Below are 22,029 nucleotides of genomic sequence, written 5' to 3'. Positions count from 1 at the left end.
TTACCCTCCTAAGGACGCTTCTTTTATGACCATCTGCGCGCACGACAACGGCACTCAGCCGTTGACCCGACGCCAGATCCGCGAACGCGAGCGCGCTACGCTCGCCAGGATCGCCGGCGCCGTCCCCAGTGACGAAGCGGCAACTGAAACGCTGCCAGCCCTGTCGCGACGTGACCTGCGGGCACAGACCCCAACCACCAAGACCCGCGGCCATCTCGCGCCGCGCTTGGCCATTGCCGCATCCCTTGGCGCGCTCACCATTGCCGCCCCGCTGACCGGAATGGTCGGCCCCTCGGCGGCGCCCCAGGCCCAAGCCCTGCCGGAAGTCACCCCCACCTCCGCGGCCATGGTGCCCGCGGCCTCGCACTTCACCGACGCCGTGACAACGAGCGAAGCTGAAGGCAGGCCCGTCCTGCCGGAATCGCTGCAAAACGATCCCGTCGCCGCCACGCGCGCTACGACCATCTCGGCCTCACGTACCCTGGACCGCACCATCGGTACCTGCGAGCAGGCCATCGAAGGCGCCTCCGGATTGCGCGCCGCCCTGCAAGAAGAGCAGGAACTCACGGCCGTGATGCCGCTCGTTGACGGCGCCTACCGCCACACCTCCTCCTACGGCACGCGCGTGCACCCGATCTTCGGCACGACCTCCAAGCACGAGGGCACCGACATGGCCGCGCCCGTCGGCACGCCGATCCACTCCGTTGCCGACGGCGTCGTCAAGCACGCCGGCAACGGCATCGACGGCCGCTCCTCAATGCTCGTCATCATTGAGCACGAAATTAACGGCCAAAAGGTCCAAACGTGGTACGTCCACATGTTTAGAAACGGCGTCTTCGTGAGCGAAGGCCAAAAGGTCAAGGCCGGCGACGTGATCGGCGCGGTGGGCAACTACGGCAACTCGACGGGGCCGCACCTGCACTTTGAGGTCCACGTCGGTTCGGACATGCACACCGTTGACCCGTTGCCCTGGCTGAAAGAGGTAGGGGCAGTTTCGCCGGGCTCCTGCTAGCCTGCGTTACGTGGCCCATCCCTATCTCGAAGCTCCTCCGCTCATCTTCGCCCATCGCGGCGGCGGGGCAGAGGTACCCGAAAACTCCTGGAGCGCGCTCGCCCATACGCACGCGCTTGGCGTGCGCTACCTCGAGACCGATGCCCACATCACCGCCGACGGCGTCATCGTCCTGATCCACGACCCCACAGTTGATCGCACACTCAGCGGTAGCGGACTCGTGACGACGATGACGTGGCAGGAGCTCAGCACCCTGCGCGATACCGCGGGCGATCCGCCCGTCCGGCTCGACGAGGCGCTCACCGCCTACCCGGACCTCCACTTCAATATCGACGCGAAATCCGACGCGGTCGCCGGGCCGCTCGCGCGCCTGGCCCGCTACCACAGCGAACGGATGTGCCTCGCCTCGTTTTCCGATAAGCGCCTCGCCCTCATTCGCAGCATCAACCCGCACGCCGCCGTTTCCATCGGCCAGGAGGCGACCGCGCGCCTCGTCTCGCTCTCGCTCCTCTCGCTTCGGGCCGGCGCGGCTCGCGCGCGCCGCATCCCCGCCATCCGCGAGGCCATCGCTGCCCAGGTTCCCGCGCGGTTTCGCACCATCCCCGTCGTCACCCGCCGGTTTGTTGAGCTCTGCCACGCCATCGATTTGCAGGTCCACGTCTGGACGATCGACGAGGCCGCCGAGATGCGGCGCCTGTTCGCCCTCGGCGTCGACGGCATCGTCACCGACCGCCCCCGCGTCGCGCTCGACGTAGTCGCGGACCTGACATGACGAGCCCGCGCTTCGGGCTGCCGAAGTCGCCGCACGGAGCCTACGCGTGGCTGCTGCTGAGCGCCGTCGCCCTGCTCGCCTTGAATCTGCGCGCGGGCGCCACCTCCATTGGGCCCCTGCTCGCCGAAATCCAAGCCGGCCTCCACCTTTCGGACAGCGCCGCCGGCATCCTCACCGCACTGCCGGGCTTCGTCTTCGCGGCCACGGGCCTGTTCGCGGTGGCGGTCTCGACGCGCTTCGGGCTCCACCGCGCACTCGGCCTCATCATGAGCGCCGTGTTCATCGGCCTGGCCGCACGCCCATTCGTGCCGCTGCCGCTGTTCTTCGCCTTCACAATTCTCTGCCTCGCGGGCATGGCGATGGGCAACGTGCTCGCGCCCGTGTTCGTCAAGCTCCATTTCCCCAACCGCATCGGGGCGATGATGACGCTGTACACGACGTGCCTCGCGATCGGCGCGACGATCCCCACCGCCGTCAGCCAACCCCTCGCGAACCTGCTGCCGGGTGGCTGGCGCAGCGCCCTTGCCTTCTGGGCCATCTTCGCGCTGTGCGCGATGGCGGTGCTGCTTGCCGTCATTGTGCGGCGCGACCCGCGCGGCGTGCGAATCAAAGCGCGCGGCAGCTCGCTCATCGGTGCCGTGGCGAGGTCGCCCAAGGCCCGCTGGATTAGCCTGTTCTTCGGCCTGCAGTCGATGAACGCCTACGTCCAATTCGGCTGGGCCGCGCAGATCTATCGCGACGCCGGCCTCGATCCCGTCACCGCCGGCTGGATGCTCACGATCATCGCCGGAATGGGCATTCCCGGCGGACTCATCGCACCCGTCCTGGCCACGCGCCTTACCGACCTGCGCCCCCTCGTACTCTCCCTAGCCGCCCTCCTCGCCGTGGGCTACCTCGGGCTGTACTTCATGCCGACGACTGCGCCCTGGCTGTGGGCCCTCGCCCTCGGCATCTCCGGGTTCTGCTTCCCTCTGACGATCACCCTCATTTCGATCCGCTCCCGACACGTCGACGTCACCGCGGGCCTATCTGCGTTCGCGCAATCGATCGGCTACCTAGCGGCGGGCCTTGGCCCCCTCATCATCGGCGTCCTCGTCGATGTGACCGGGGGCTGGCAGGTGCCGCTCATCGTCCTGACGTGTGGGGCGGTCGGACTCGCGATCGCGGGGATCAATGCCTCGGCTCCCGGCGATGTTGACGATGACCTTGGCGCGATTGCCGCGCCGCGATAACTCACAGCCAGCGAGTTTTCTTCTGGCCGCCCTCCGTGGGTAAGATAGAGACCGCGCCGCGGCGCACCGGCCCCGATAGCTCAGCGGATAGAGCGTCTGCCTCCGGAGCAGAAGGTCGCAGGTTCGAGTCCTGTTCGGGGCGCTTTTTCATGTCCGCCAACACGTTGCACCATCGGCATCGAAGCCGACAGCGACGACCCCAGCGAAGAAGTGCTCTCCGTCGACAAAGATCAATGAGTTGCCGGAACAAAACGCACAAATGTTCCGATGCCGCTGACTCGCTAGGGAATAGTTGCAATTCTGTTCCATGATGAGTGTCACATCCCCGGCCTGGATTCCGCATGAATGCCAAGTTAACGGCGGGTGAACACTTAGTGTGGCGCGATGCACTGAATTGGGCCTTTTGTCACCTCTTCGGGGTTGCTTATGGTCGTCATACCGCAAGAGGTTGAAGTAATTCCCCTCAGGTCCAAAAGGAGTGACTACGATGTCGATCCCCGGGTGGCTGAAAGCCCCACCACCAGCGCCGAGGTTGTCGGATGAAGAAGTCCGTCGAACCTATCCTCGATTGCGCACTCAAGTTTTTCTTGGCATTTTCATTGGATACGCGGGTTTTTACCTGATACGCAACAACATTTCGCTTGTTGCCCCGCTCCTCATGGAAGAAACGGGGATTAACACCATTGGTATCGGTGTCATCTCTAACGCCGTGCTGTTCTCCTATGGGCTGTCGAAGTTCTTCTCCGCCATGATTTCCGACCGGGCGAATGCTCGGTACTTCTTGCCTATCGGACTTGCGCTCTCAGCGTTAGCCAACCTCGCAGTGGCATTCGTGCCATGGATCTCCGGCACCGTCGCCACCTTTGCCACGGTGATGTTCATCAATGGCTGGTTCCAGGGCATGGGATGGCCGCCTAGCGGCCGGTCGCTCGTGTACTGGTTCTCCACCAATGAGCGCGGAATGAAAACGTCAATTTGGAACACCGCGCACAATGTGGGCGGCGCCGGTGTCGCTGGACTCGCGGCATTGGGCCTGGCCTGGACGGGGGAGCAATGGCAATCAGCGTTTTGGCTGCCTGCCGTTGTCGCTCTCGCAGTGGCCGCGCTTGCTTTCTTCCTGATGCGCGATACTCCGGAATCTGTCGGGCTGCCCCCGATCGAGGAGTACCGGGATGATCCGGCGAAGGTGGAATCTGGCGATGACCCGAACATGAGCGCCAAGGAGATGATCTTCAAGCACGTCCTGACCAACCGCACCATCGTCATGCTCGCGGTGGCTAACGTGTTCGTCTATGCGCTGCGATACGGCGTCTTGAACTGGATCACGGTCTACCTTGCAGCCAAACACAACGCCGAGATCGGATCCGGCTTCATTGGCTTTGCCGCCTTCGAGCTCGCTGGAATTGTCGGCACCATCCTGTGTGGCTGGATGTCAGACCGCGTCTTTGGTGGCTTCCGCTCGGGTGCCGGAATTGCATTCACGGTTGCCACGGCAATTGCCATTGCTGCCTACTGGCTCGTGCCGGTCGGCACTCCGATCTGGATTCTCATCTTGCTGGTCGCGATTATCGGTGGCCTGATTTACGGACCCGTGATGCTTATTGGGTTGCAGGCGATCGACTTGTCGCCCCATAACGTCGCGGGCACCGCAGCAGGGTTTACGGGCCTGTTCGGTTACCTCTTGGGCGCCACGTTGGCCTCATCCGGTGTTGGCATCCTCGTGCACAACTTCGGTTGGAACCTCACCTTCATCGTCTTTATCGCCTTCTCCATCCTGACAGTCGTGCTGTTCGGGATCGTTGGCCGCGACGAGAAGGAACTGATGGAGGCTCACTCCAAGCGCAGCACGAACCACGAGGCGTAATACGACGAGGTGCCCGGTACGAGGAGTACTGGGCACCTCCTCGTTTCCGAGTTACTCGATGCCGAGCGCGGTCAAAATAATGAGCACGGCATTCAGCGCGACGATGAGGATCGCGATGACAGTGGATGTCCATCGCAGTGCTCGTCCGTCGGCGAACCGTCCCATGATGGAGCGATCCCGGGTGTATTTCATCAGCGGGATGATCGCGAGGGGAATGCCGAAGGATAAGACGACCTGAGAAATCACGAGAGCCCACGTCGGTTCCGCGCCCAGCGCCAAAATGATCAGCGCGGGAAGCAGCGTGATGACCCGACGCGCAAGCAGCGGAATCTTCACGTGAAGCAGGCCCGCCATAATTTCTGCTCCGGCATAAGCACCGACGGAGGTGGAGGCCAGACCGGAGGCAAGCAGCCCGACCGCAAACACGATTCCGATGGTCGGTCCAAGCGCGCTCGAGATCGCGGCGTGCGCGCCCTCGATCGTGTCCGTACCGTCAACCCCGGCGAGTGCGGAGGCGGCAAGCAGGAGCAGCCCAATATTGACCGCGCCCGCAATGATCAGCGCCCACGTGACATCGATGCGGGAGGCGCGCAGGAGAACCTCTTTGTCGTGCTCCGACTCCGCGTGCCGGTCCTTTACGAGCGAGGAGTGCAGATAGATCGCGTGTGGCATGACGGTCGCGCCCAGCATGGACGCCGCGACCAGGAGGGAGCCGACACCCTCGAAGCGCGGCACCAATCCGCCGAGAACTCCGGCGGCACTGGGCGGCGAAAAGACGAGCCCCGCGAGGAATCCCAAGGTCACGATCACAAGCAGCGCAATGACGAACAGTTCGAACGGGCGCTGGCCCTGGCGGTTTTGGATCGAAAGTAGCGCAATCGAAATGACGCCGACGATCACGCCGCCCACCACAAGAGGAACGCCGAAAAGCAGATGCAGGGCGATCGCGCCGCCAATCACTTCGGCGAGATCGGTAGCCGCAGCAACAATTTCTGCCTGACCCCAAAACGCCAACCGGCTGCGGCGCTTTAGGCGGCGGCCGAGGAGATGGGGGAGGGACGAGTCGGTCACGATACCGAGCTTCGCGCTTTGGTACTGCACGATGACGGCCATGGCGTTTGCCAGCACCAGCACCCACACCAGCAAATAACCGTAGCGCGCACCGGCCGTGATGTTCGCTGCGACGTTGCCCGGATCGACATATGCCACGGCCGCGACGAAGGCGGGCCCCAGCAACGTAATCATCCGGGCACGGCTAAATCCCGTCACCGCACCGGGGGTGCCGAGCTCGCGGGGATCAGTCGCCTGAGGAGAAGATTTCGGTCGCACGAACACTAGTGTATCGCTAACCCGTCGCTGCGCGAAATCGCGTGCCACACGCCACAGGAATACTCGCGCGAAAAGGTGCGTAGAATTGACCTCGTGACTCCTGCAGAACTTTCCGAACTCATCCGTGAAACGCTCCTCGCCGCTATCGCCGATGGCGAGATCGGCCTGACGGAGGCCGACGTGCCCGAGCAGGTCAAGGTCGAGCGACCGCGCCAGCGCGAACACGGTGACTGGGCGACGAACATTGCGATGCAGCTGGCCAAGAAGGCCGGCACGAACCCGCGCGCCTTTGCGCAACTGCTGGCCGACCGCCTGACCAGCGCCGACGGTATTGACGCCGTCGAGGTCGCAGGCCCCGGCTTCATCAACATTCGCCTCGCTGCGGGCGCCGCCGGCGAGCTTGCCCGCGCCATCGTCGAAGCCGGCGAACAGTACGGCCGCTCCGATACCCTCGCGGGCCAGCGCATCAACCTGGAGTACATTTCCGCCAACCCCACCGGCCCGCTGCACATCGGCCACACCCGCTGGGCAGCCGTCGGGGACGCCCTGGTTCGCGTGCTCCGCGCCGCGGGCGCCGAGGTCTCCCCGGAGTACTACATCAACGACGCCGGCAGCCAGATGAACACCTTCGGCGCCTCCGTGCTGGCCCGAGCCAAGGGTGAAGAGATCCCCGAGGGCGGCTACCCCGGCGAATACATCGACGAGCTCGCCGCCAAGGCCCTGGCCGAGCGCCCCGATCTCGTCGACCTGCCCGAAAGCGAAGGCATCGCCCTCGCGCGCGACCTCGGCTACAAGCACCAGCTGCAGCAGATCAAGGACACCCTCGCGGACTTCAACGTCACCTTCGACGTCTGGTTCTCCGAAAACGACAACCTGCACAAGACCGGCGCCATCGACTCCGCCATCGACCGACTGCGCGAGCAGAGCCACGTCTACGATCAGGACGGCGCGGTCTGGCTGCGCACCACCGATTTCGGCGACGACAAGGACCGCGTCCTGGTCAAGGCTGACGGGTCCAAGACCTACTTCTCGGCCGACTGCGCCTACTACCTGTCCAAGCGCGATCGCGGCTTCCCAGAAAAGATCTACCTCTTCGGCGCCGACCACCACGGTTACGTGGGGCGCATGAAGGCCGTTGCCGCCTGCGCCGGCGACGACATGGACAAGAACATTGAGATCCTCATCGGCCAGTTCATCAACATCTCCGGTGGCCGCATGGGCAAGCGCCTCGGCAACGTCATCAACCTGCACGATCTCATCGAGTGGATCGGCACCGACGCGCTGCGCTACACCCTCGCGCGTTACCCCACCGATACGACGCTGGACCTGAAGGCTGAGGACCTGCAGCAGCAAAACAACGACAACCCCGTCTATTACGTCCAGTACGCGCACGCGCGCACGCGTAATGTCGCGCGCAACGCGGCCGAGCACGGGGTGCGTCGCGAGGACGCCTTCGATGCCTCGCTGCTGACCGATGACTCGGAAGCCGAACTGCTCGGCATGCTCGCGGAGTACCCGCGCGTCGTGACTCTTTCGGCCGAAAACCGCGAAGCGCACCGCATCGCGCGCTACCTTGAGCAGCTCGCCGCGGCCTATCACACCTGGTACGGCCGCTGCCGCGTCACCCCGCGCGGTGACGAGCAGGTCGATGACACGCACCGCACGCGGCTGTGGCTCAACGACGCCGTCACCCAGGTCTTGCGGAACGGACTCGACATCCTCGGTGTGAGCGCGCCCGACAGAATGTAGGCATGAACGCCTGCCCCGAACCGCACGAGCGGCCCGACCTTTGGCCCACGACGACCCGCCGCGGCGTGGACGGCGTCTTGCAGATCGGGGCAGTGCCGCTGTCCTGGGATCGCCTCGGCATCGAGCCAGGCCCCGTCGTCATCGCTGATTCCGCCGCCATCGCCGGACGGGCCGCCGTCTGGCAGATGGCGATGGACGAAGCCTTCTGGGACGGCTACGGCATGAACGGCGCGCGCGTGTACTACGCCGGCAAAGCGTTCTTGTGCGCCGCGCTCGTCAAGGAACTCACGGCGATCGGCCTCGGGATCGATACCGCCTCACTCGGCGAACTCACCCTCGCGCTGCGCGCCGGTGCCAACCCCGCCGACGTTGGGTTGCACGGCAACGCCAAGACGGACGCCGAACTCGAGCTCGCCGTCAGCGCCGGCATCGGCCGCATCATCATCGACTCGCTGCCGGAAATCGAGCGCATCGCCGCCATCGCACGCGCCCACAACACGAGCGCACCACTCATGGTGCGCGTGACGACGGGCGTGCACGCCGGCGGCCACGACTTCATCGCCACCGCGCACGAGGACCAGAAGTTCGGCCTCTCGCTGGCCACCGGCGCCGCCCGCGCGGCCGCGGAGAAAATCGCCGCCACGCCGGGCGTCCACCTCATCGGCCTGCACTCGCACATCGGCTCCCAAATCATGGACCTCGCCGGCTTCGAAGTCGCCGCGCGCGCCCTGCTCACCCTGCGGCGTGACCTCAGCGCGGCGGGCATCAGCGTCGACGAGGTCGATTTGGGCGGCGGCTACGGGGTCGCCTACACCGGCGCCGATGCGCCCGGCCCCAGCCAAAAACTCGTCGCCGACACGTTGGCCGCCGTCGTGCGCACCGCGTGCGCCGAGTTGGATACGCCCGTGCCCGTCGTCTCCATCGAGCCGGGCCGCTCCATCATCGCGCCCACCTGCATCAGCTTGTACCCCGTCATCGCTACCAAAGACGTCACGACGGAAAGCGGCCAGATTCGGCGCTACATCGCCGTCGACGGAGGCATGTCCGACAATATTCGCCCCGTGCTCTACAACGCCTCCTACAGCGCGACCCTTGCCAACCGGCTGCCGGGCGGCGCAACGGTAAGCTCGCGCATCGTCGGAAAACACTGCGAGTCGGGCGACATCCTCATCCCCGACGCCGAGTTGCCCAGCGATATCACACCCGGCGATATCATCGCCATCCCCGTCACCGGCGCCTACGGCCGCGCGATGGCCTCGAACTACAACATGGCGCTGCGCCCGGGCGTCCTTGCCCTCGCCGACGGAGCCGCGAGCTGGTGGCTGCGCCCCGAAACGCTCGCGGACCTCTTCGCCCTCGATACCCAGCTGAGCGAGACGTGAGACGCGGGCCCCGCTAGGCAGCGAGATTCGTTAACCTGCCTGGCATGGCCCACGTTGACCTCAATATCGCCCTCCTTGGCTGCGGCACCGTCGGAAGCGAAGTCGTGCGACTCCTTGCCGAACAAAGCGACGACTTTGCCGAACGCTGCGGCGCCCGCCTGAACCTTATCGGCATCGCCGTGCGCGACGTGAGCGCGCCGCGCCCCGCACATGTGCCGCGCGAGCTGCTCACTGACGACGCCGAATCGCTGATCGAGCGGGCCGACCTCGTCATCGAGCTCATCGGCGGCCTGGAGCCCGCCCGCACCCTCATCCTTCGCGCCCTAAATTCTGGCGCCTCCGTCGTCACCGGCAATAAGGCGCTGCTCGCTACCCACGGTCCCGAGCTGCACGAGGCGACCGCCCGCGCCGACGTCGATCTGTACTACGAGGCCGCCGTCGCCGGAGCGATCCCCGTCGTCTACGCGCTGCGCGAATCCCTTGCCGGCGATCAGGTCACCGCGATCTCGGGCATCGTGAACGGGACGACGAATTACATCCTCGACGAGATGACGACGAAAGGGCTGAGTTACGAGGCAGCCCTCGCCGATGCCCAGGAATTGGGCTTCGCGGAGGCCGATCCGAGCGCCGACGTCGATGGGTTGGATGCCGCCGCCAAGATCGCGATCATGGCCTCCATCGCCTTCCACTCGCGCGTCGGGATCGACGACGTCGATACGCGCGGCATCCGCGAGATCACCGCCGAGCAGATCGCCGCCGCCACGCGCGATGGTTATGTGATTAAGCTGCTAGCCACGGCGAGACGCGCCCCTAATGGCATTACCGTTCAGGTCGCCCCTACGCTGGTGGCGCGCACCCACCCCCTCGCTGCCGTGAGCGGCGCCTACAACGCCGTCGTCACCGAGTCCGAGGCCGCCGGCCGGCTCATGTTCTACGGCCAGGGCGCGGGCGGCGCCCCCACCGCCTCCGCCGTGCTCTCCGACGTGGTGGCCGCCGCCGCCAAGCGCGTCTACGGTGGCCACGCCCCGCGCGAACTGCCCTACGCGTCGCTGCCGGTGCTGCCCGCGGCAAGCGCCCGCGGCGTCTTCACGATCGACCTGACCGTCAACGACCAACCGGGCGTCCTCGCCTCCATTGCCGAGCCGTTCGCGCGCCACGGCGTCTCGATCGGCCAGGTCCGCCAGGACGCGGACGGGCCGCGAGCCCGCGTCTCGATCATGACGCACACCGCGCCGCGCGGCGCCCTGGAGGCAATCGCCGACGAATTAGCCGATAACCCGCACGTCATCGCCGTCGGCGCCCTCATGCCGGTGGAAGGATAGGACCATGGCACACCCCTGGCGCGGCATCATCGCCGAATACGCTTCCCGCCTCCCGTTCGATCCGTCGCAGCCGGCCATCACGCTCGGCGAGGGCGGCACCCCGCTATTGGCGGCGCCCGCCCTAAGTGAGGCCACCGGAGCCGACATCTACGTCAAGGTTGAGGGCGCCAACCCCACGGGCAGCTTTAAAGACCGCGGCATGACGACGGCGATCTCGCGCGTCGTCGCCGAGGGCGCGCAAGCGGTGGTCTGCGCCTCGACGGGCAATACCTCCGCCTCGGCCGCGGCCTACGCCGTGCGCGCGGGCCTGCGCTGCATCGTCGCGCTGCCCGCCGGCAAGATCGCCGCAGGCAAGCTCGCCCAGGCGATCGTCCACGGCGCCGAACTGCTTCAAGTAGACGGAAATTTCGACGATTGTTTGCGCCTCGTGCGCGAGCTCGCGGACGCCTACCCGATCGCCCTCGTCAACTCGGTGAACCCCTACCGCCTGCAGGGCCAAAAAACCGCGGCCTTCGAAATCGTCGACGCGCTCGGCCGCGCCCCCGATATCCACGCCCTGCCCGTCGGCAACGCGGGCAATATCAGCGCCTACTGGATGGGCTTCAACGAGTACGCCGGGCGCACCACCGCCACGAGTTTTGCCGACGAATCCGCCCGCGCCGTCGTTGATACAGTGCCGGCCATGTGGGGCTTTCAGGCCGACGGCGCCGCGCCCTTCGTCAAGGGCGAGCCAATTGAGGCGCCCGAGACGATCGCTACCGCGATCCGCATCGGCAACCCGGCCTCCTGGGACTACGCGTGCGCCGCGCGCGATGACTCCGGCGGCCTCATCGAGGCTGTCACCGACGCCGAAATTCTGGACGCCCAAGCGCTCCTTGCGCGCGAGGTCGGCGTTTTCGTCGAGCCCGCCTCGGCTGCCTCGGTCGCAGGCGTGCTGAAAAAGGCGCGCGAAGGCAAGGTCCCGCGCGGCGCCCTCATCACCTGCACCGTCACCGGCAACGGCCTGAAGGACACCGCCACCGCCTTGGGGGACGCCGAATTGGAGACGACGACGGTGCCCGCAGACCTCGCCACCGCCGCGGCCGCACTCGGATTCTAGGACGCACGATGCACCTGAAGTACGACGACGTGGAAGTGTCCGTGCCGGCAACGAGCGCGAACCTCGGGCCGGGCTTTGACTGCCTCGGACTCGCCCTGCAACTGCGCGACACAATCCGCGCCCGTGCCACCACCGGCCCGACGAAGGTCCGCGTGACGGGCGAGGGCGCTGGCGCCATCCCGACGGGGGAGGACCACCTCGTCGTGCGCGCCATCAGGATCGGCCTCGACTTCGCTGGCGCCCCCCAGGTGGGCCTGGAGCTGACCTGCCGGAACTCGATCCCGCACGGGCGCGGCCTCGGCTCCTCAGCCGCCGCCGTCGTCGCGGGCCTGATGATCGCCCGCCACATGGTAGATAACGACGACGCGCTCGGGCTCGACTCGGTCCTGCACCTCGCCAGCGAAATGGAGGGCCACCCCGATAACGCCGCACCGGCGATCCACGGCGGCGCGCGCCTCGCCTGGATGGAGGGTGGCGCGGCGCAATCGGTCGAGCTACCCCTCAGCGAGCAGATTCACCCTACCGTCATCGTTCCCAGTTTCGAGCTCTCGACCTCCCGTGCCCGCCACCTGCTGCCCGCCTCCGTCCCCTTCGACGACGCGGCCTACACGGTGGCCCGCGCGGCGATGCTCGTCGCGGCCCTGACCAACCCCAGCCTGCTCCTATCCGCCACCGAGGACCGGCTGCACCAGCCTTACCGCCGCGAAGTCTTAGCCGCCTCGATGGACGTCGTCGATCAACTGCGCGCCCGCGGCCTGCCCGCCGTGATCTCCGGCGCCGGCCCCACCGTGCTCGTCCTATCGGAACTCGATCACGTCACGACGGCGGCCCTGCGAGCGCAGCGCTGGCGAGTGTGGTCCACTCCCGTCGATACCCGCGGCGCGATCGCCACGACCGCGTAGCTGTGGCGCGCAGCACTCCTTATCTGTGAGCGAACGCTATGTGCGCAATTGTGCGCCTTAGTGTTAGGCTGGATGCGTCGCTCGCAGGGATATCCTGCACGGCATTCCCGCGTCTTTCATATCAAAGTCGATTCTGCTTTGATCCAGACGCATCTATGGGGTGAATTCGCCCCGAGGTAGCACCTCATTTCACGAATCCCGGTTATCTTCGTGTCCGGCCGGGGGAAGGAACCACGTGACCGAAAATCCCAACGCAACGGCATCAGAGGCTGCGTCAGCGAAGCCGCGTCCGCTATCGGCCATGCGTCTGTCGGAATTGCAAGACGTCGCCCAGAAGATGGGCATTGATACGGCCAAGAAGCGTCGCAGCGATCTCATTACCGAGATTCGCGCGGCCAAGTCCTCCGGCGGCAAGCGCCAGGACGAGCCCAAGCGCGAGAACGAGCCCAAGCGTGAGGACGAGCCCAAGCGCGAGAACGAGCCGAAGCGCGAGAACAAGCGCCAGGACGAGCCCAAGCGCGAGGACGACGTGCAGATCTCGCTGGAAGCGCTCGAAGAGGCGGCCGCGCGTAAGCGCGAAGGCCGCGCCCAGCACTCCCGTGAGGAGGAGCGCGAGGACAGCGGCGATCGCCGCCAGCGCTCGGGCCGCGACAACCGCCATAACCGCGATGACTCGGGCGATCGCTCCAGCCGCAATCGCCGCCGCCGCGATCGCGGCCGCGATCGTGGCGATAACCGCAACGATCGCAACAACAACAAGCGTCGCAATCGCGACGAGCCGGAGATCCGCGAGGACGACGTGCTGATTCCCGTCGCGGGCATCCTGGACGTCCTTGAGAACTACGCCTTCGTGCGCACCACCGGCTACCTGCCCGGCGAGAACGATGTGTATGTCACCCTCGGCCAGGTCAAGAAGTACGGCCTGCGCCGCGGCGACGCCGTCACCGGAAAAATCCGCGAGCCGCGCGAGGATGATCGTCGCTCCCAGCGCCAGAAGTACAACCCGCTGCTCACCGTTGATACGGTGAACGGCCGCCCGGTCGAACACGCCAAGGATCGCCCGGACTTCGGCAAGCTCACGCCGCTCTACCCCAAGGAAATGCTGCGCCTGGAGACCACCCCCAAGGCGATCACCCCGCGCATCATCGACCTTGTCGCGCCCATCGGCAAGGGCCAGCGCGGCCTCATCGTCGCACCCCCCAAGGCCGGCAAAACGATCGTGATGCAGCAGATCGCTAACTCGATCGCGCACAACAACACTGAGGTCCACCTCATGGTGGTGCTCGTCGACGAGCGGCCCGAAGAGGTCACAGATATGCAGCGCATGGTCAAGGGCGAGGTCATTGCCTCGACGTTTGACCGCCCCGCCTCCGACCACACCATCGTCGCCGAACTCGCCATCGAGCGCGCCAAGCGCCTCGTGGAACTCGGCAAGGACGTCGTGGTGCTGCTCGATTCGCTCACCCGACTCTCGCGCGCCTACAACCTGGCGGCGCCCGCCTCGGGCCGGATCCTGTCCGGCGGTGTGGACGCCTCCGCGCTGTACCCGCCGAAGAAGTTCTTTGGCGCCGCCCGCAACATCGAAGACGGCGGCTCGCTCACCATTCTCGCCTCCGCGCTGGTAGAAACCGGCTCGAAGATGGACGAGGTCATTTTCGAAGAGTTCAAGGGCACCGGCAACTCCGAACTGCGCCTGTCGCGCCACCTGGCCGACAAGCGCATGTTCCCTGCCGTCGATGTCAACGCCTCGGGCACCCGACGCGAAGAACTCCTCGTGCAGGCCGAGGCCCTCAAGGTCATGTGGCGCCTGCGTCGCCTCATCGCGGGACTGGAAAAGGAGCAGGCGCTCGAGCTCATGCTCAACAAGCTGCGTGACACCCAGTCCAACGCCGAGTTCCTCATGTCGATTTTGAAGACGACGCCGGCCGGTCGCGACGAGGGTAGCGACTCACACGTCGTCTGACATCTCACACGCCAAACCCCCGCTGCGGGCTAGACCCAGCGGGGGCGGCGTGGAAAGATATCTCTTTGGTTCCGGTTCACCCCGCAAGGGGACCCGGCGTCCTCGAATTCCTTAAGGAGACACCATGAAGCAGGGTATCCACCCCGAATACACCGAAACCGCCGTGACCTGCACGTGCGGCAACGAGTTCACCACCCGATCCACTAGCGGCGGCGATCTGCGCGTCGATGTGTGCTCGGCCTGCCACCCGTTCTACACGGGCAAGCAGAAGATCCTCGACACCGGCGGCCGCGTCGCCCGCTTCGAGAAGCGCTACGGCAAGCGCAAGTAGCTACACTTCCCAGAGGGGACCTGCCCACGCGGCGGGTCCCCTCTGGTCGTATGAACCGCCCTCTACCTAGGACACTCCATGGCCTCCAGCCCCGCAAAACCCGAAGGTTTGGCCCTCGACGATGACGTGTGGGCGCGCCTGAGCGAGGAAGAGCGCCAGCTCACCGCCTCGGCCGCCCCCCTCCTTGTTGAGCACCAGGACCTCGAAACCCAGATGGCCGACCCCGCCGTGCTCTCCGACCAGAACAAGGCCCGCAAGGTCGGCAGGCGCTACGCCGAACTCGGACGCGTCAACGCCGCCTACAGCCGATTCATCGACGCGGTCGGAGATCTGCAGGCCGGCCGCGATCTCGCGGCGGCGGACCCGGATTTCGCCGACGAGATTAGCGCCCTTGAAGCTAGCGCAAGTGAAGCTACTGACGTGCTGCGCGACGTGCTGTTGCCCCGCGATCCCGACGACGCTAACGACGTCATTATGGAGATCAAGGCGGGCGAAGGCGGGCAGGAATCCGCGCTGTTCGCCGCGGACCTCGCGCGCATGTACTTGCGCTATGCCGAGCGCAAGGGCTGGAGCGCGAAGATGCTGAACGAGACGTGGTCCGATCTTGGCGGCTACAAGGATGCGACGATCGCGATCCGCGCCTCGGGCAACGTCACGCCCGAAGAAGGCGTGTGGGCGCACCTGAAGTACGAGGGCGGCGTCCACCGCGTGCAGCGCGTCCCCGTAACCGAGTCCCAGGGCCGCATCCACACGTCGGTCGCGGGCGTGCTCGTGCTGCCCGAGCTGGAGGACGAGGGCGAGATCGAGATCGACGAAAATGATCTGCGCATCGATGTCTACCGCTCCTCCGGCCCCGGCGGCCAGTCCGTCAACACGACGGACTCCGCGGTGCGCATCACCCACCTGCCGACGGGTGTCGTCGTCTCGATGCAAAACGAGAAGTCGCAGATCCAAAACCGCGAAGCCGCGATGCGCGTGCTGAAGGCACGCCTCGCCCAGCTCAAGCAGGAAGAGGCCGACGCTGCCGCTGCCGAGGCGCGCAAGTCCCAGGTGCGTACCGTCGACCGTTCCGAGCGCATTCGCACCTATAATTTCCCGGAAAACCGCATCGCCGATCACCGCACCGGCTTCAAGGCCTACAACCTCGATACCGTCCTCGATGGCGAACTCGAGCCGGTGATCGCCTCGGCCATCGCGCTCGATGAGCAGCACCGCCTCGCCCAGGGACTCTAGGCCCGCCGCGCGGCTGCTGCCGGACCTCACCGCACGCCTCGCCGCCGCCGGCCTCACCTCGCCGGCGGCCGAAGCGCGCGCCCTGCTCACCCACGTCGTTGCCGGAGAGCTCCTCCTTGCGCCGCCCCTGACCGGCGAGCAAGTCGAGCGCCTGGAGCGCCTCGTTGCGCGCCGCCTGGCCGGGGATCCATTGCAGCACGTCCTTGGCGAGATGGCGTTTTGCCACCTCACCCTCGCCTCGGACTCGCGCGCGCTGATCGCCCGCCCGGAAACCGAACTCCTCGCCGAGGCCGCGGTGCGCGAACTTGCGCGCATGCAGGCCGCGGGGGATAGGCCCTTCCTCGTAGCCGACCTCGGCACCGGCTCCGGCGCGCTCGCCCTCGCAATCGCTACGCGTATCCCGCGCACCCGCGTCCTCGCCTGCGATATCGACAGCGACGCGCTCGCACTTGCCGCCGTCAATACCGAGAGGTACGCCACCGAGCTGGCGGCCGCCGACTCGCGTGTGGAGCTCATCCACGCCGATTTCACCACGTGGCAGGCCCCCGCGCCGCTGGACCTCCTCGTCGCCAATCCGCCCTACCTGCCCGACGGAGAGTTGCCGCCCGCGGACGTAACGAAGGATCCGCGTCGCGCGTTGTTCGGCGGGGGAGAAGACGGTATGGAGCTGCCGCGCGCAACCCTTGGGGCCGCCGCGCGCCTGCTCGCCCCCGGCGCCCTCGCGATCATTGAGCACCACGACTCGCAAGGTGAGGCGATGCGCCGCACCGCCCACGCCGCCGGGCTCACGAACATTCAGACCCACCGTGACCTTGCCGGCCGGGAGCGTTACCTCACGGTCAGGTGCACCGTCGGCGCAGAACGTGGGAAGATCGAGCCGTGATCTACAACTGCTTGGATGACACGGTAGCCGAGGCCGCCCTGGACGCAGCCGCCTATGCGCTCAAGCGCTCCGGCGTCATCGTCCTGCCCACCGATACCGTCTACGGGATCGGCGCCGATGCGTTCGACGCGCGGGCCGTCGCCCTCCTCCTGGCAACCAAGGGGCGCGGCCGCGATATGCCGCCGCCCGTTCTTGTCTCCTCCCCGGCCGTGCTCGACGCGCTCGCCGCCGACGTGCCGCCCGCCGCGCGCGCCCTCGCCGAAAAGTTCTGGCCCGGGCCGCTCACCCTCATCGTGCCGGCGCGCCCGTCGCTCACGTGGGACCTGGGCGAAACCTACGGTACCGTCGCGCTGCGCATGCCCGACGACGAGATTGCCCTCAAGCTGCTGGCCCGCACCGGACCGCTGGCCGTCTCCTCCGCCAATCGCTCGACGCTGCCCCCAGCCACGAGCGCGCAGGAAGCGGAAGAGTATTTCGGCTACGCCGTGCCCGTCTACCTCGACGCCGGACCGCGCACCGAGGTGCGGCCCTCCACCATCGTCGACACCTGCCAGAACCCGCCGCGCATCGTGCGCGCCGGGGACCTCTCCCACGCCGAGCTTGGCGCCGTCGTCCCGGAACTGCGCGATATCGAGTCGTGAAAGGCTACCTGCTCCTGCTCGTCCTCGCCGCGACGGTCACCTATCTCGCCACCCCGCTCGCGCGGCGCCTCGCGATCGCCACCCACGCCTGGACCCCGGTGCGCAGCCGCGATGTGCATGTCATCCCGACCCCGCGCATGGGCGGCGTCGCCATGGTCATCGGCCTCACCGTAGCGCTGCTCATCGGCTCGCAGATGTCCTTCCTCTCTCAAGCGCTCACCGAGGGGAATCGTCTTGTCGGCATCATCGGTTCGGCCTGGCTCGTGTGCCTCCTCGGCATGGCCGACGATATTTGGGACCTGGACTGGATGACCAAACTCGCCGGCCAAATCCTCGTCGGCGGTGTCCTTGCCTACTCCGGCGTCCAACTCGTGACCTTCCCCATTGCGGGCCTGACGATTGGGTCCTCGCGCCTGTCACTCATCACCACCGTTCTCGTCGTCGTCGCCGCCATGAATGCCGTCAACTTCGTCGACGGGCTTGACGGCCTCGCCGCCGGCATGGTGGGCATCGGCGCCACGGCATTTTTTGCCTATTCCTACCAGCTCACGCGCACCGTCTCCCCGGAGAATTACGCCTCACTGGCCACCGCCGTCACCGCGGTACTGGTAGGCATGTGCCTGGGCTTCTTGCCGTTTAACTTCCACCCCGCAACAATCTTCATGGGCGATGCGGGCGCCATGGTGCTCGGGCTCATGGTCGCGGCCGCCACCATCATCGTTACCGGCACGATTGACCCCGCGCGCGTGCCCGCCACCCAGGCCGCGCCCGTTTTCGTTCCGCTGCTGCTTCCCGTCGCCATCATCCTGCTGCCCCTGCTCGACATGGCGCTAGCAGTGGTGCGCCGCCTGCGCGCCGGCCACTCGCCCTTCCACGCCGACCGCATGCACCTGCACCATCGCCTCCTCGACCTCGGGCACTCTCACCGCCGCGCCGTCCTCATCATGTACCTGTGGACCGCCGTCGTAGCGTTTTCCGCCGCCTCGCTTATCATCGCGCCATGGCCGCAGGTGCTGGCCGGCACGATCATCGCAGTTGTCATCGCCCTCGTCCTGACGCGAAACTGGTTACGACGAGCCCCCCAACCAAAGGACCCCATCCAGTGATCGACCCCATCGAAAACCCCGAGGAGTTCAACGAGCGGGTCTACGCCGCCGATCGCGCCACGCGCACGATGTTCAACAAGATCTTGCGCAACCTGCTCATCATGTTGCTCATCGCGACGGTGCTGGCCCTAGGCATCGGCGCCGCTGTCGCGGGAGTTGCGGGCCTGTACGGCGCGCTGCTCGCCCTCGGCCTTGCCGCGCTGTTTGTCCTCACTACCGTCATCGTTATGCGAGCAACGGCCGCCCAACCGGTCTACATTGCCTCGGCCGCAGCCCTAGGTTCCTGGTTCGTCAAGGTCCTTATCGTCTTTGGTGTCCTCCTGCTCGTGCGCGACTCGGACTTCTATCACCGGGGCGTCTTTGTCTTTACCCTGATCCCGCTCATCATCGCCTCCTCCGTCATCGAGATGAAGGGCGTCGCCGGGGCCCGCGTCCTGTACGTCGACCCTTCCGTCACCCCCGCCGAGCCGCGCCCCCGCCGCCGCCGCGGCCTGTTCCGTTCGAAGTAGCGGAACGCCGCTGCGTGAAATGGCGCACGTTAAGGCGGCGTTTGGGCCATTAGTCCCGGCCGCTGCGCCAAAGCGCGGCACTATCGTCTTTAGGCCCCGCGCATTTTGCGTTAGGCTCGGTGTGTTCCCACGGCACTGTCTGGCGGGAGCGCCCCTCAGACCATCACGTCCCAGGAGCATGCTTCGTTGTCGCACTTCGTCTCACTGCTGAGCGCAAAGATCACGTCCCCCGTCCTCGCCCTTCCGGCGGCGAGCGGCAGTGACGACGGTTTCCACGCTCCGGGCCTCACCGACTTCTTTCCGCCGGCCATCTTCGGCGAGGGAACGTTCTTCGAGTTCAACCGCGTCATGATGATCCGCGTCATCGCGACGATCGTGCTGTGCGCCCTATTCATCCTGGGCACGCGCAGCCTCAAGCTCATCCCGTCTCGCGGCCAGTCCGTTTTGGAGCTGGCCGTGAGCTTCGTGCGCTCTAATATCGCCGTGGAGGTCCTCGGTGAGAAGAACGGCCGCAAGTGGGCGCCCCTCATTACGTTGATTTTCTTCGCCGTCCTCGCGATGAACATCACCGGCCTGGTACCGGGCTTGAACCTCGCGGGCTCCTCCGTCGTGGGTTTCCCCTTCGTCATGGCGATCATCGCGCTCGTTGCCTTCATCGTCGCCGGCGTGCAGGCGCAGGGTGGCTGGGGCTACCTGAAGACGACGCTGTTCCCGCCGGGCGTGCCGTGGCCGATCTACATTGTGCTCACGCCCGTGGAATTCCTCTCGGCCTTCATCCTGCGCCCCGCGACGCTGACCATTCGTTTGCTGGCCAACATGATGAGCGGCCACCTGCTGCTGGCCCTGTGCTTCGCGGCGACGCAGTTCCTGCTCTTCCAGGCCGCCTGGTCGATGAAACCCCTCGGCGTTGGCACCTTTGCGATTTCCTTCGCCTTCGTCCTGTTTGAGCTGTTCGTCGCCTCGCTGCAGGCCTACATCTTTGCCCTCCTGACCGCGGTCTACATCAGCCTGTCGGTCGAAGCCCACTAAGTTTCGCGGGCGCGCCTGCGCCTCGATTGTCCGGGCAACAGCCCGAAAACACCACACGGAAAGGTACCCCATCACTATGGAGATCACCGGTAACATCGCAACCATTGGTTACGGTTTGGCCGCCTTCGGCCCCGGCATCGGCCTCGGCATCCTCGTCGCCGGTACGCAGGAAGCCACCGCGCGTCAGCCCGAGGTTGCGGGCCCCCTGCGCATCAACATGTTCATCGGTATGGCACTCGTTGAGGCCCTCGGCCTGATCGGTCTCGCAGCCGGCTTCGTATTCAACTAAGACGTAGGGACCAAAACCAGTGCATATCTACGCCGCCGGAGTACCAAGCAATGTCTTGATCCCTCCGCTGTACGATATTTTCTGGGCTGCCGTCTGCGTCGGCATCATCGCGATTGTCTTTTGGAAGTCCTTGCCCAAGATCTACGCCATCCTCGATGAGCGTGCCGAAAAGATCGAAGGCGGACTGAAGCACGCGGAGAACGTTCAGGCGGAAGCCGACGAACTGCGTGCTGAGCTGAACCAGCGCCTGGCCGAGGCTCGCAAGGACGCTGCTCGCATTCGCGAAGAGGCCTCCGAGGAGGGGCGCGAGATCGTCGCGGCCGCCCGCAAGGAGGCCCAGAGCGAAGTCGAGCGCATGCACGAGGTCGCCAAGCGTCAGATCGAAGCCGAGCGGCAAGCCGCCCAGATCGCGTTGCGCGCCGACGTTGGCATGCTCGCCACCGAGCTCGCCTCCAAGATCGTCGGTGAATCGCTCACCGACCAGGCCCTACAGTCGCGCGTGATCGATCGATTCCTCGACGATCTCGAGCAGCACAGCCCGGCCCCGGTCAAGGAGTCCTAATGCGAGCTGCCAGCCACGCCGCCCTGAGCGCCGCCGCCGAACGGTTCGAAGGCATCCTTGCCAACCAGGCCAGCCAGGGCATGGATTTCGCGACGGAGCTGTTCTCGATCGTCGACATGCTCGACGAATCGGCGAACCTACGGCGCGCCCTTACCGATCCCGCGCGAGATGGTCAGGACAAAGCTGACCTCGTCACTGCGGTCATCGGGGGCAAGGCATCGGGGGAGGTCACCGACCTGATCTCCGGCATGGTGCGCGCTCGCTGGTCCGACGATAAGGACCTGGCCGACGCACTGTCATCGCTTGCCGTCACCTCGACGCTAGCTAGTGCCCAGGCCCAGGATCGGCTGCTGGACGTGGAATCGGAAGTATTCCAACTGTCGCGATTGTTGACCGACAACCGCTCGCTGCGGATGGCGCTCGCGGATCGCGAACTGCCGGCAGATCAGCGTATCGGACTGGTGGAATCGCTCTTTGCCGATCGCCTCAGCCCCGAAACCCTGCTGCTTGTCCGTCGCGTCGCCGCCACCTTGCGCGGACGGACCGTGCCGCAGGCGCTGTCCGAAATCGGCGATCTCGCCGCGGCCCGACGCCAGCGCATTGTCGCGACCGTCACCACGGCGACCCCGCCCACCCAAGAGCAGATCGATCGCCTCGGCGAACTACTGCAAGCCCAGGTTGGCCAAGCCGTCCATATCAATATCGACGTCGACCCGAACGTGCTGGGAGGCATGCGAGTGCAAGTTGGCACCGACGTGGTTGACGCAACTATCCGGGCGCGCCTCGAAGAGGCCGGGCGCGCGATCAGCGGCTAGCCGGC

Annotated in this window: 21 protein-coding genes and 1 tRNA gene; 21 read left to right on the top strand and 1 reads right to left on the bottom strand. The window is 66.1% G+C overall.

What is annotated here, in order from left to right; all coding sequences use genetic code 11:
* The first annotated feature begins 25 nt into the window (after positions 1–25).
* From MUN85_RS08935 to MUN85_RS08915, 5 genes are all read left to right on the top strand, one after another.
* On the top strand, positions 26–1,012 hold the full coding sequence (locus MUN85_RS08935) for a peptidoglycan DD-metalloendopeptidase family protein (RefSeq protein ID WP_250506385.1): 987 nt from the start codon (positions 26–28) through the stop codon (positions 1,010–1,012).
* Positions 1,013–1,022: 10 nt separating this feature from the next.
* Positions 1,023–1,784, top strand: a complete 762-nt coding sequence (locus MUN85_RS08930; RefSeq protein WP_250506384.1) for a glycerophosphodiester phosphodiesterase family protein — start codon at positions 1,023–1,025, stop codon at positions 1,782–1,784.
* The gene (locus tag MUN85_RS08925; protein WP_250506383.1) at positions 1,781–3,016 is read left to right on the top strand and encodes a CynX/NimT family MFS transporter; all 1,236 of its coding nucleotides are present in this window, start codon (positions 1,781–1,783) and stop codon (positions 3,014–3,016) included. The genes MUN85_RS08930 and MUN85_RS08925 overlap by 4 nt, the downstream gene beginning before the upstream one ends.
* 69 nt (positions 3,017–3,085) lie before the next feature.
* Positions 3,086–3,158, top strand: a tRNA-Arg gene (locus tag MUN85_RS08920).
* Positions 3,159–3,584: 426 nt separating this feature from the next.
* Positions 3,585–4,880, top strand: coding sequence for an MFS transporter (locus tag MUN85_RS08915; protein WP_431603556.1), 1,296 nt, complete (start codon positions 3,585–3,587; stop codon positions 4,878–4,880).
* A gap of 51 nt (positions 4,881–4,931) precedes the next feature.
* Here the strand turns inward: MUN85_RS08915 and MUN85_RS08910 are convergent, their stop codons facing one another.
* Positions 4,932–6,125 carry an Nramp family divalent metal transporter gene (locus tag MUN85_RS08910; RefSeq protein WP_250506417.1) on the bottom strand — a complete coding sequence of 398 codons (1,194 nt, stop codon included), beginning with the start codon at positions 6,123–6,125 and terminating at the stop codon, positions 4,932–4,934.
* Between the two features lie 177 nt (positions 6,126–6,302).
* On the opposite strand from MUN85_RS08910, the gene argS reads away from it, so the two are divergent.
* The 16 genes from argS (at position 6,303) to MUN85_RS08830 (ending at position 22,024) form a co-directional block, all read left to right on the top strand.
* A complete protein-coding gene (gene argS, locus MUN85_RS08905; RefSeq protein WP_250506381.1) occupies positions 6,303–7,958 on the top strand; it encodes an arginine--tRNA ligase in 1,656 nt (551 codons plus the stop codon).
* A gap of 2 nt (positions 7,959–7,960) precedes the next feature.
* Positions 7,961–9,340: a diaminopimelate decarboxylase gene (lysA, locus tag MUN85_RS08900; RefSeq protein ID WP_250506380.1), complete on the top strand. Its 1,380-nt coding sequence runs from the start codon at positions 7,961–7,963 to the stop codon at positions 9,338–9,340.
* A gap of 44 nt (positions 9,341–9,384) precedes the next feature.
* Positions 9,385–10,662 carry a homoserine dehydrogenase gene (locus MUN85_RS08895; RefSeq protein WP_250506379.1) on the top strand — a complete coding sequence of 426 codons (1,278 nt, stop codon included), beginning with the start codon at positions 9,385–9,387 and terminating at the stop codon, positions 10,660–10,662.
* Between the two features lie 4 nt (positions 10,663–10,666).
* Positions 10,667–11,761, top strand: a complete 1,095-nt coding sequence (gene thrC / locus MUN85_RS08890; RefSeq protein ID WP_250506378.1) for a threonine synthase — start codon at positions 10,667–10,669, stop codon at positions 11,759–11,761.
* Positions 11,762–11,769: 8 nt separating this feature from the next.
* Positions 11,770–12,663: a homoserine kinase gene (gene thrB, locus MUN85_RS08885; RefSeq protein WP_250506377.1), complete on the top strand. Its 894-nt coding sequence runs from the start codon at positions 11,770–11,772 to the stop codon at positions 12,661–12,663.
* Between the two features lie 301 nt (positions 12,664–12,964).
* A complete protein-coding gene (rho, locus tag MUN85_RS08880) occupies positions 12,965–14,626 on the top strand; it encodes a transcription termination factor Rho (protein ID WP_250506416.1) in 1,662 nt (553 codons plus the stop codon).
* Positions 14,627–14,750: 124 nt separating this feature from the next.
* Positions 14,751–14,957: a 50S ribosomal protein L31 gene (rpmE, locus tag MUN85_RS08875; RefSeq protein ID WP_092561055.1), complete on the top strand. Its 207-nt coding sequence runs from the start codon at positions 14,751–14,753 to the stop codon at positions 14,955–14,957.
* Positions 14,958–15,035: 78 nt separating this feature from the next.
* Positions 15,036–16,190, top strand: a complete 1,155-nt coding sequence (prfA, locus tag MUN85_RS08870; protein WP_250506376.1) for a peptide chain release factor 1 — start codon at positions 15,036–15,038, stop codon at positions 16,188–16,190.
* Positions 16,159–17,073, top strand: a complete 915-nt coding sequence (locus MUN85_RS08865; RefSeq protein ID WP_250506375.1) for a N5-glutamine methyltransferase family protein — start codon at positions 16,159–16,161, stop codon at positions 17,071–17,073. Before prfA ends, MUN85_RS08865 begins: the two co-directional genes overlap by 32 nt.
* Positions 17,070–17,714 (top strand): L-threonylcarbamoyladenylate synthase, encoded by a 645-nt coding sequence (locus MUN85_RS08860; RefSeq protein WP_250506374.1) that lies wholly within the window; start codon positions 17,070–17,072, stop codon positions 17,712–17,714. The genes MUN85_RS08865 and MUN85_RS08860 overlap by 4 nt, the downstream gene beginning before the upstream one ends.
* Positions 17,711–18,820: an MraY family glycosyltransferase gene (locus tag MUN85_RS08855; protein ID WP_250506373.1), complete on the top strand. Its 1,110-nt coding sequence runs from the start codon at positions 17,711–17,713 to the stop codon at positions 18,818–18,820. Before MUN85_RS08860 ends, MUN85_RS08855 begins: the two co-directional genes overlap by 4 nt.
* On the top strand, positions 18,817–19,329 hold the full coding sequence (locus MUN85_RS08850; RefSeq protein ID WP_250506372.1) for a Cg1360 family ATP-synthase-associated protein: 513 nt from the start codon (positions 18,817–18,819) through the stop codon (positions 19,327–19,329). Before MUN85_RS08855 ends, MUN85_RS08850 begins: the two co-directional genes overlap by 4 nt.
* Positions 19,330–19,515: 186 nt before the next feature.
* Positions 19,516–20,358, top strand: a complete 843-nt coding sequence (atpB, locus tag MUN85_RS08845; protein WP_250506371.1) for a F0F1 ATP synthase subunit A — start codon at positions 19,516–19,518, stop codon at positions 20,356–20,358.
* A gap of 82 nt (positions 20,359–20,440) precedes the next feature.
* The gene (atpE, locus tag MUN85_RS08840; RefSeq protein WP_348647972.1) at positions 20,441–20,647 is read left to right on the top strand and encodes an ATP synthase F0 subunit C; all 207 of its coding nucleotides are present in this window, start codon (positions 20,441–20,443) and stop codon (positions 20,645–20,647) included.
* 19 nt (positions 20,648–20,666) lie between these two features.
* The gene (locus MUN85_RS08835; RefSeq protein ID WP_092561066.1) at positions 20,667–21,209 is read left to right on the top strand and encodes a F0F1 ATP synthase subunit B; all 543 of its coding nucleotides are present in this window, start codon (positions 20,667–20,669) and stop codon (positions 21,207–21,209) included.
* On the top strand, positions 21,209–22,024 hold the full coding sequence (locus MUN85_RS08830; protein WP_250506369.1) for a F0F1 ATP synthase subunit delta: 816 nt from the start codon (positions 21,209–21,211) through the stop codon (positions 22,022–22,024). Before MUN85_RS08835 ends, MUN85_RS08830 begins: the two co-directional genes overlap by 1 nt.
* The last annotated feature ends 5 nt before the right edge of the window (positions 22,025–22,029 follow it).

Origin of the sequence: Bowdeniella massiliensis (assembly GCF_023634005.1) — a bacterium.
Taxonomy (GTDB): domain Bacteria; phylum Actinomycetota; class Actinomycetes; order Actinomycetales; family Actinomycetaceae; genus Bowdeniella; species Bowdeniella massiliensis.
This window is presented reverse-complemented; position numbering and strand designations above follow the sequence as displayed.

Bases quoted from the DNA above. Each gene is read 5' to 3' on its own strand.
- MUN85_RS08935 (WP_250506385.1), top strand. From the start codon at position 26: ATGACCATCTGCGCGCACGACAACGGCACTCAGCCGTTGACCCGACGC.
- MUN85_RS08925 (WP_250506383.1), top strand. From the start codon at position 1,781: ATGACGAGCCCGCGCTTCGGGCTGCCGAAGTCGCCGCACGGAGCCTAC.
- MUN85_RS08910 (WP_250506417.1), bottom strand. From the start codon at position 6,125: ATGATTACGTTGCTGGGGCCCGCCTTCGTCGCGGCCGTGGCATATGTC.
- lysA (WP_250506380.1), top strand. From the start codon at position 7,961: ATGAACGCCTGCCCCGAACCGCACGAGCGGCCCGACCTTTGGCCCACG.
- MUN85_RS08895 (WP_250506379.1), top strand. From the start codon at position 9,385: ATGGCCCACGTTGACCTCAATATCGCCCTCCTTGGCTGCGGCACCGTC.
- thrC (WP_250506378.1), top strand. From the start codon at position 10,667: ATGGCACACCCCTGGCGCGGCATCATCGCCGAATACGCTTCCCGCCTC.
- thrB (WP_250506377.1), top strand. From the start codon at position 11,770: ATGCACCTGAAGTACGACGACGTGGAAGTGTCCGTGCCGGCAACGAGC.
- rho (WP_250506416.1), top strand. From the start codon at position 12,965: ATGCGTCTGTCGGAATTGCAAGACGTCGCCCAGAAGATGGGCATTGAT.
- rpmE (WP_092561055.1), top strand. From the start codon at position 14,751: ATGAAGCAGGGTATCCACCCCGAATACACCGAAACCGCCGTGACCTGC.
- prfA (WP_250506376.1), top strand. From the start codon at position 15,036: ATGGCCTCCAGCCCCGCAAAACCCGAAGGTTTGGCCCTCGACGATGAC.
- MUN85_RS08865 (WP_250506375.1), top strand. From the start codon at position 16,159: ATGAGCAGCACCGCCTCGCCCAGGGACTCTAGGCCCGCCGCGCGGCTG.
- MUN85_RS08830 (WP_250506369.1), top strand. From the start codon at position 21,209: ATGCGAGCTGCCAGCCACGCCGCCCTGAGCGCCGCCGCCGAACGGTTC.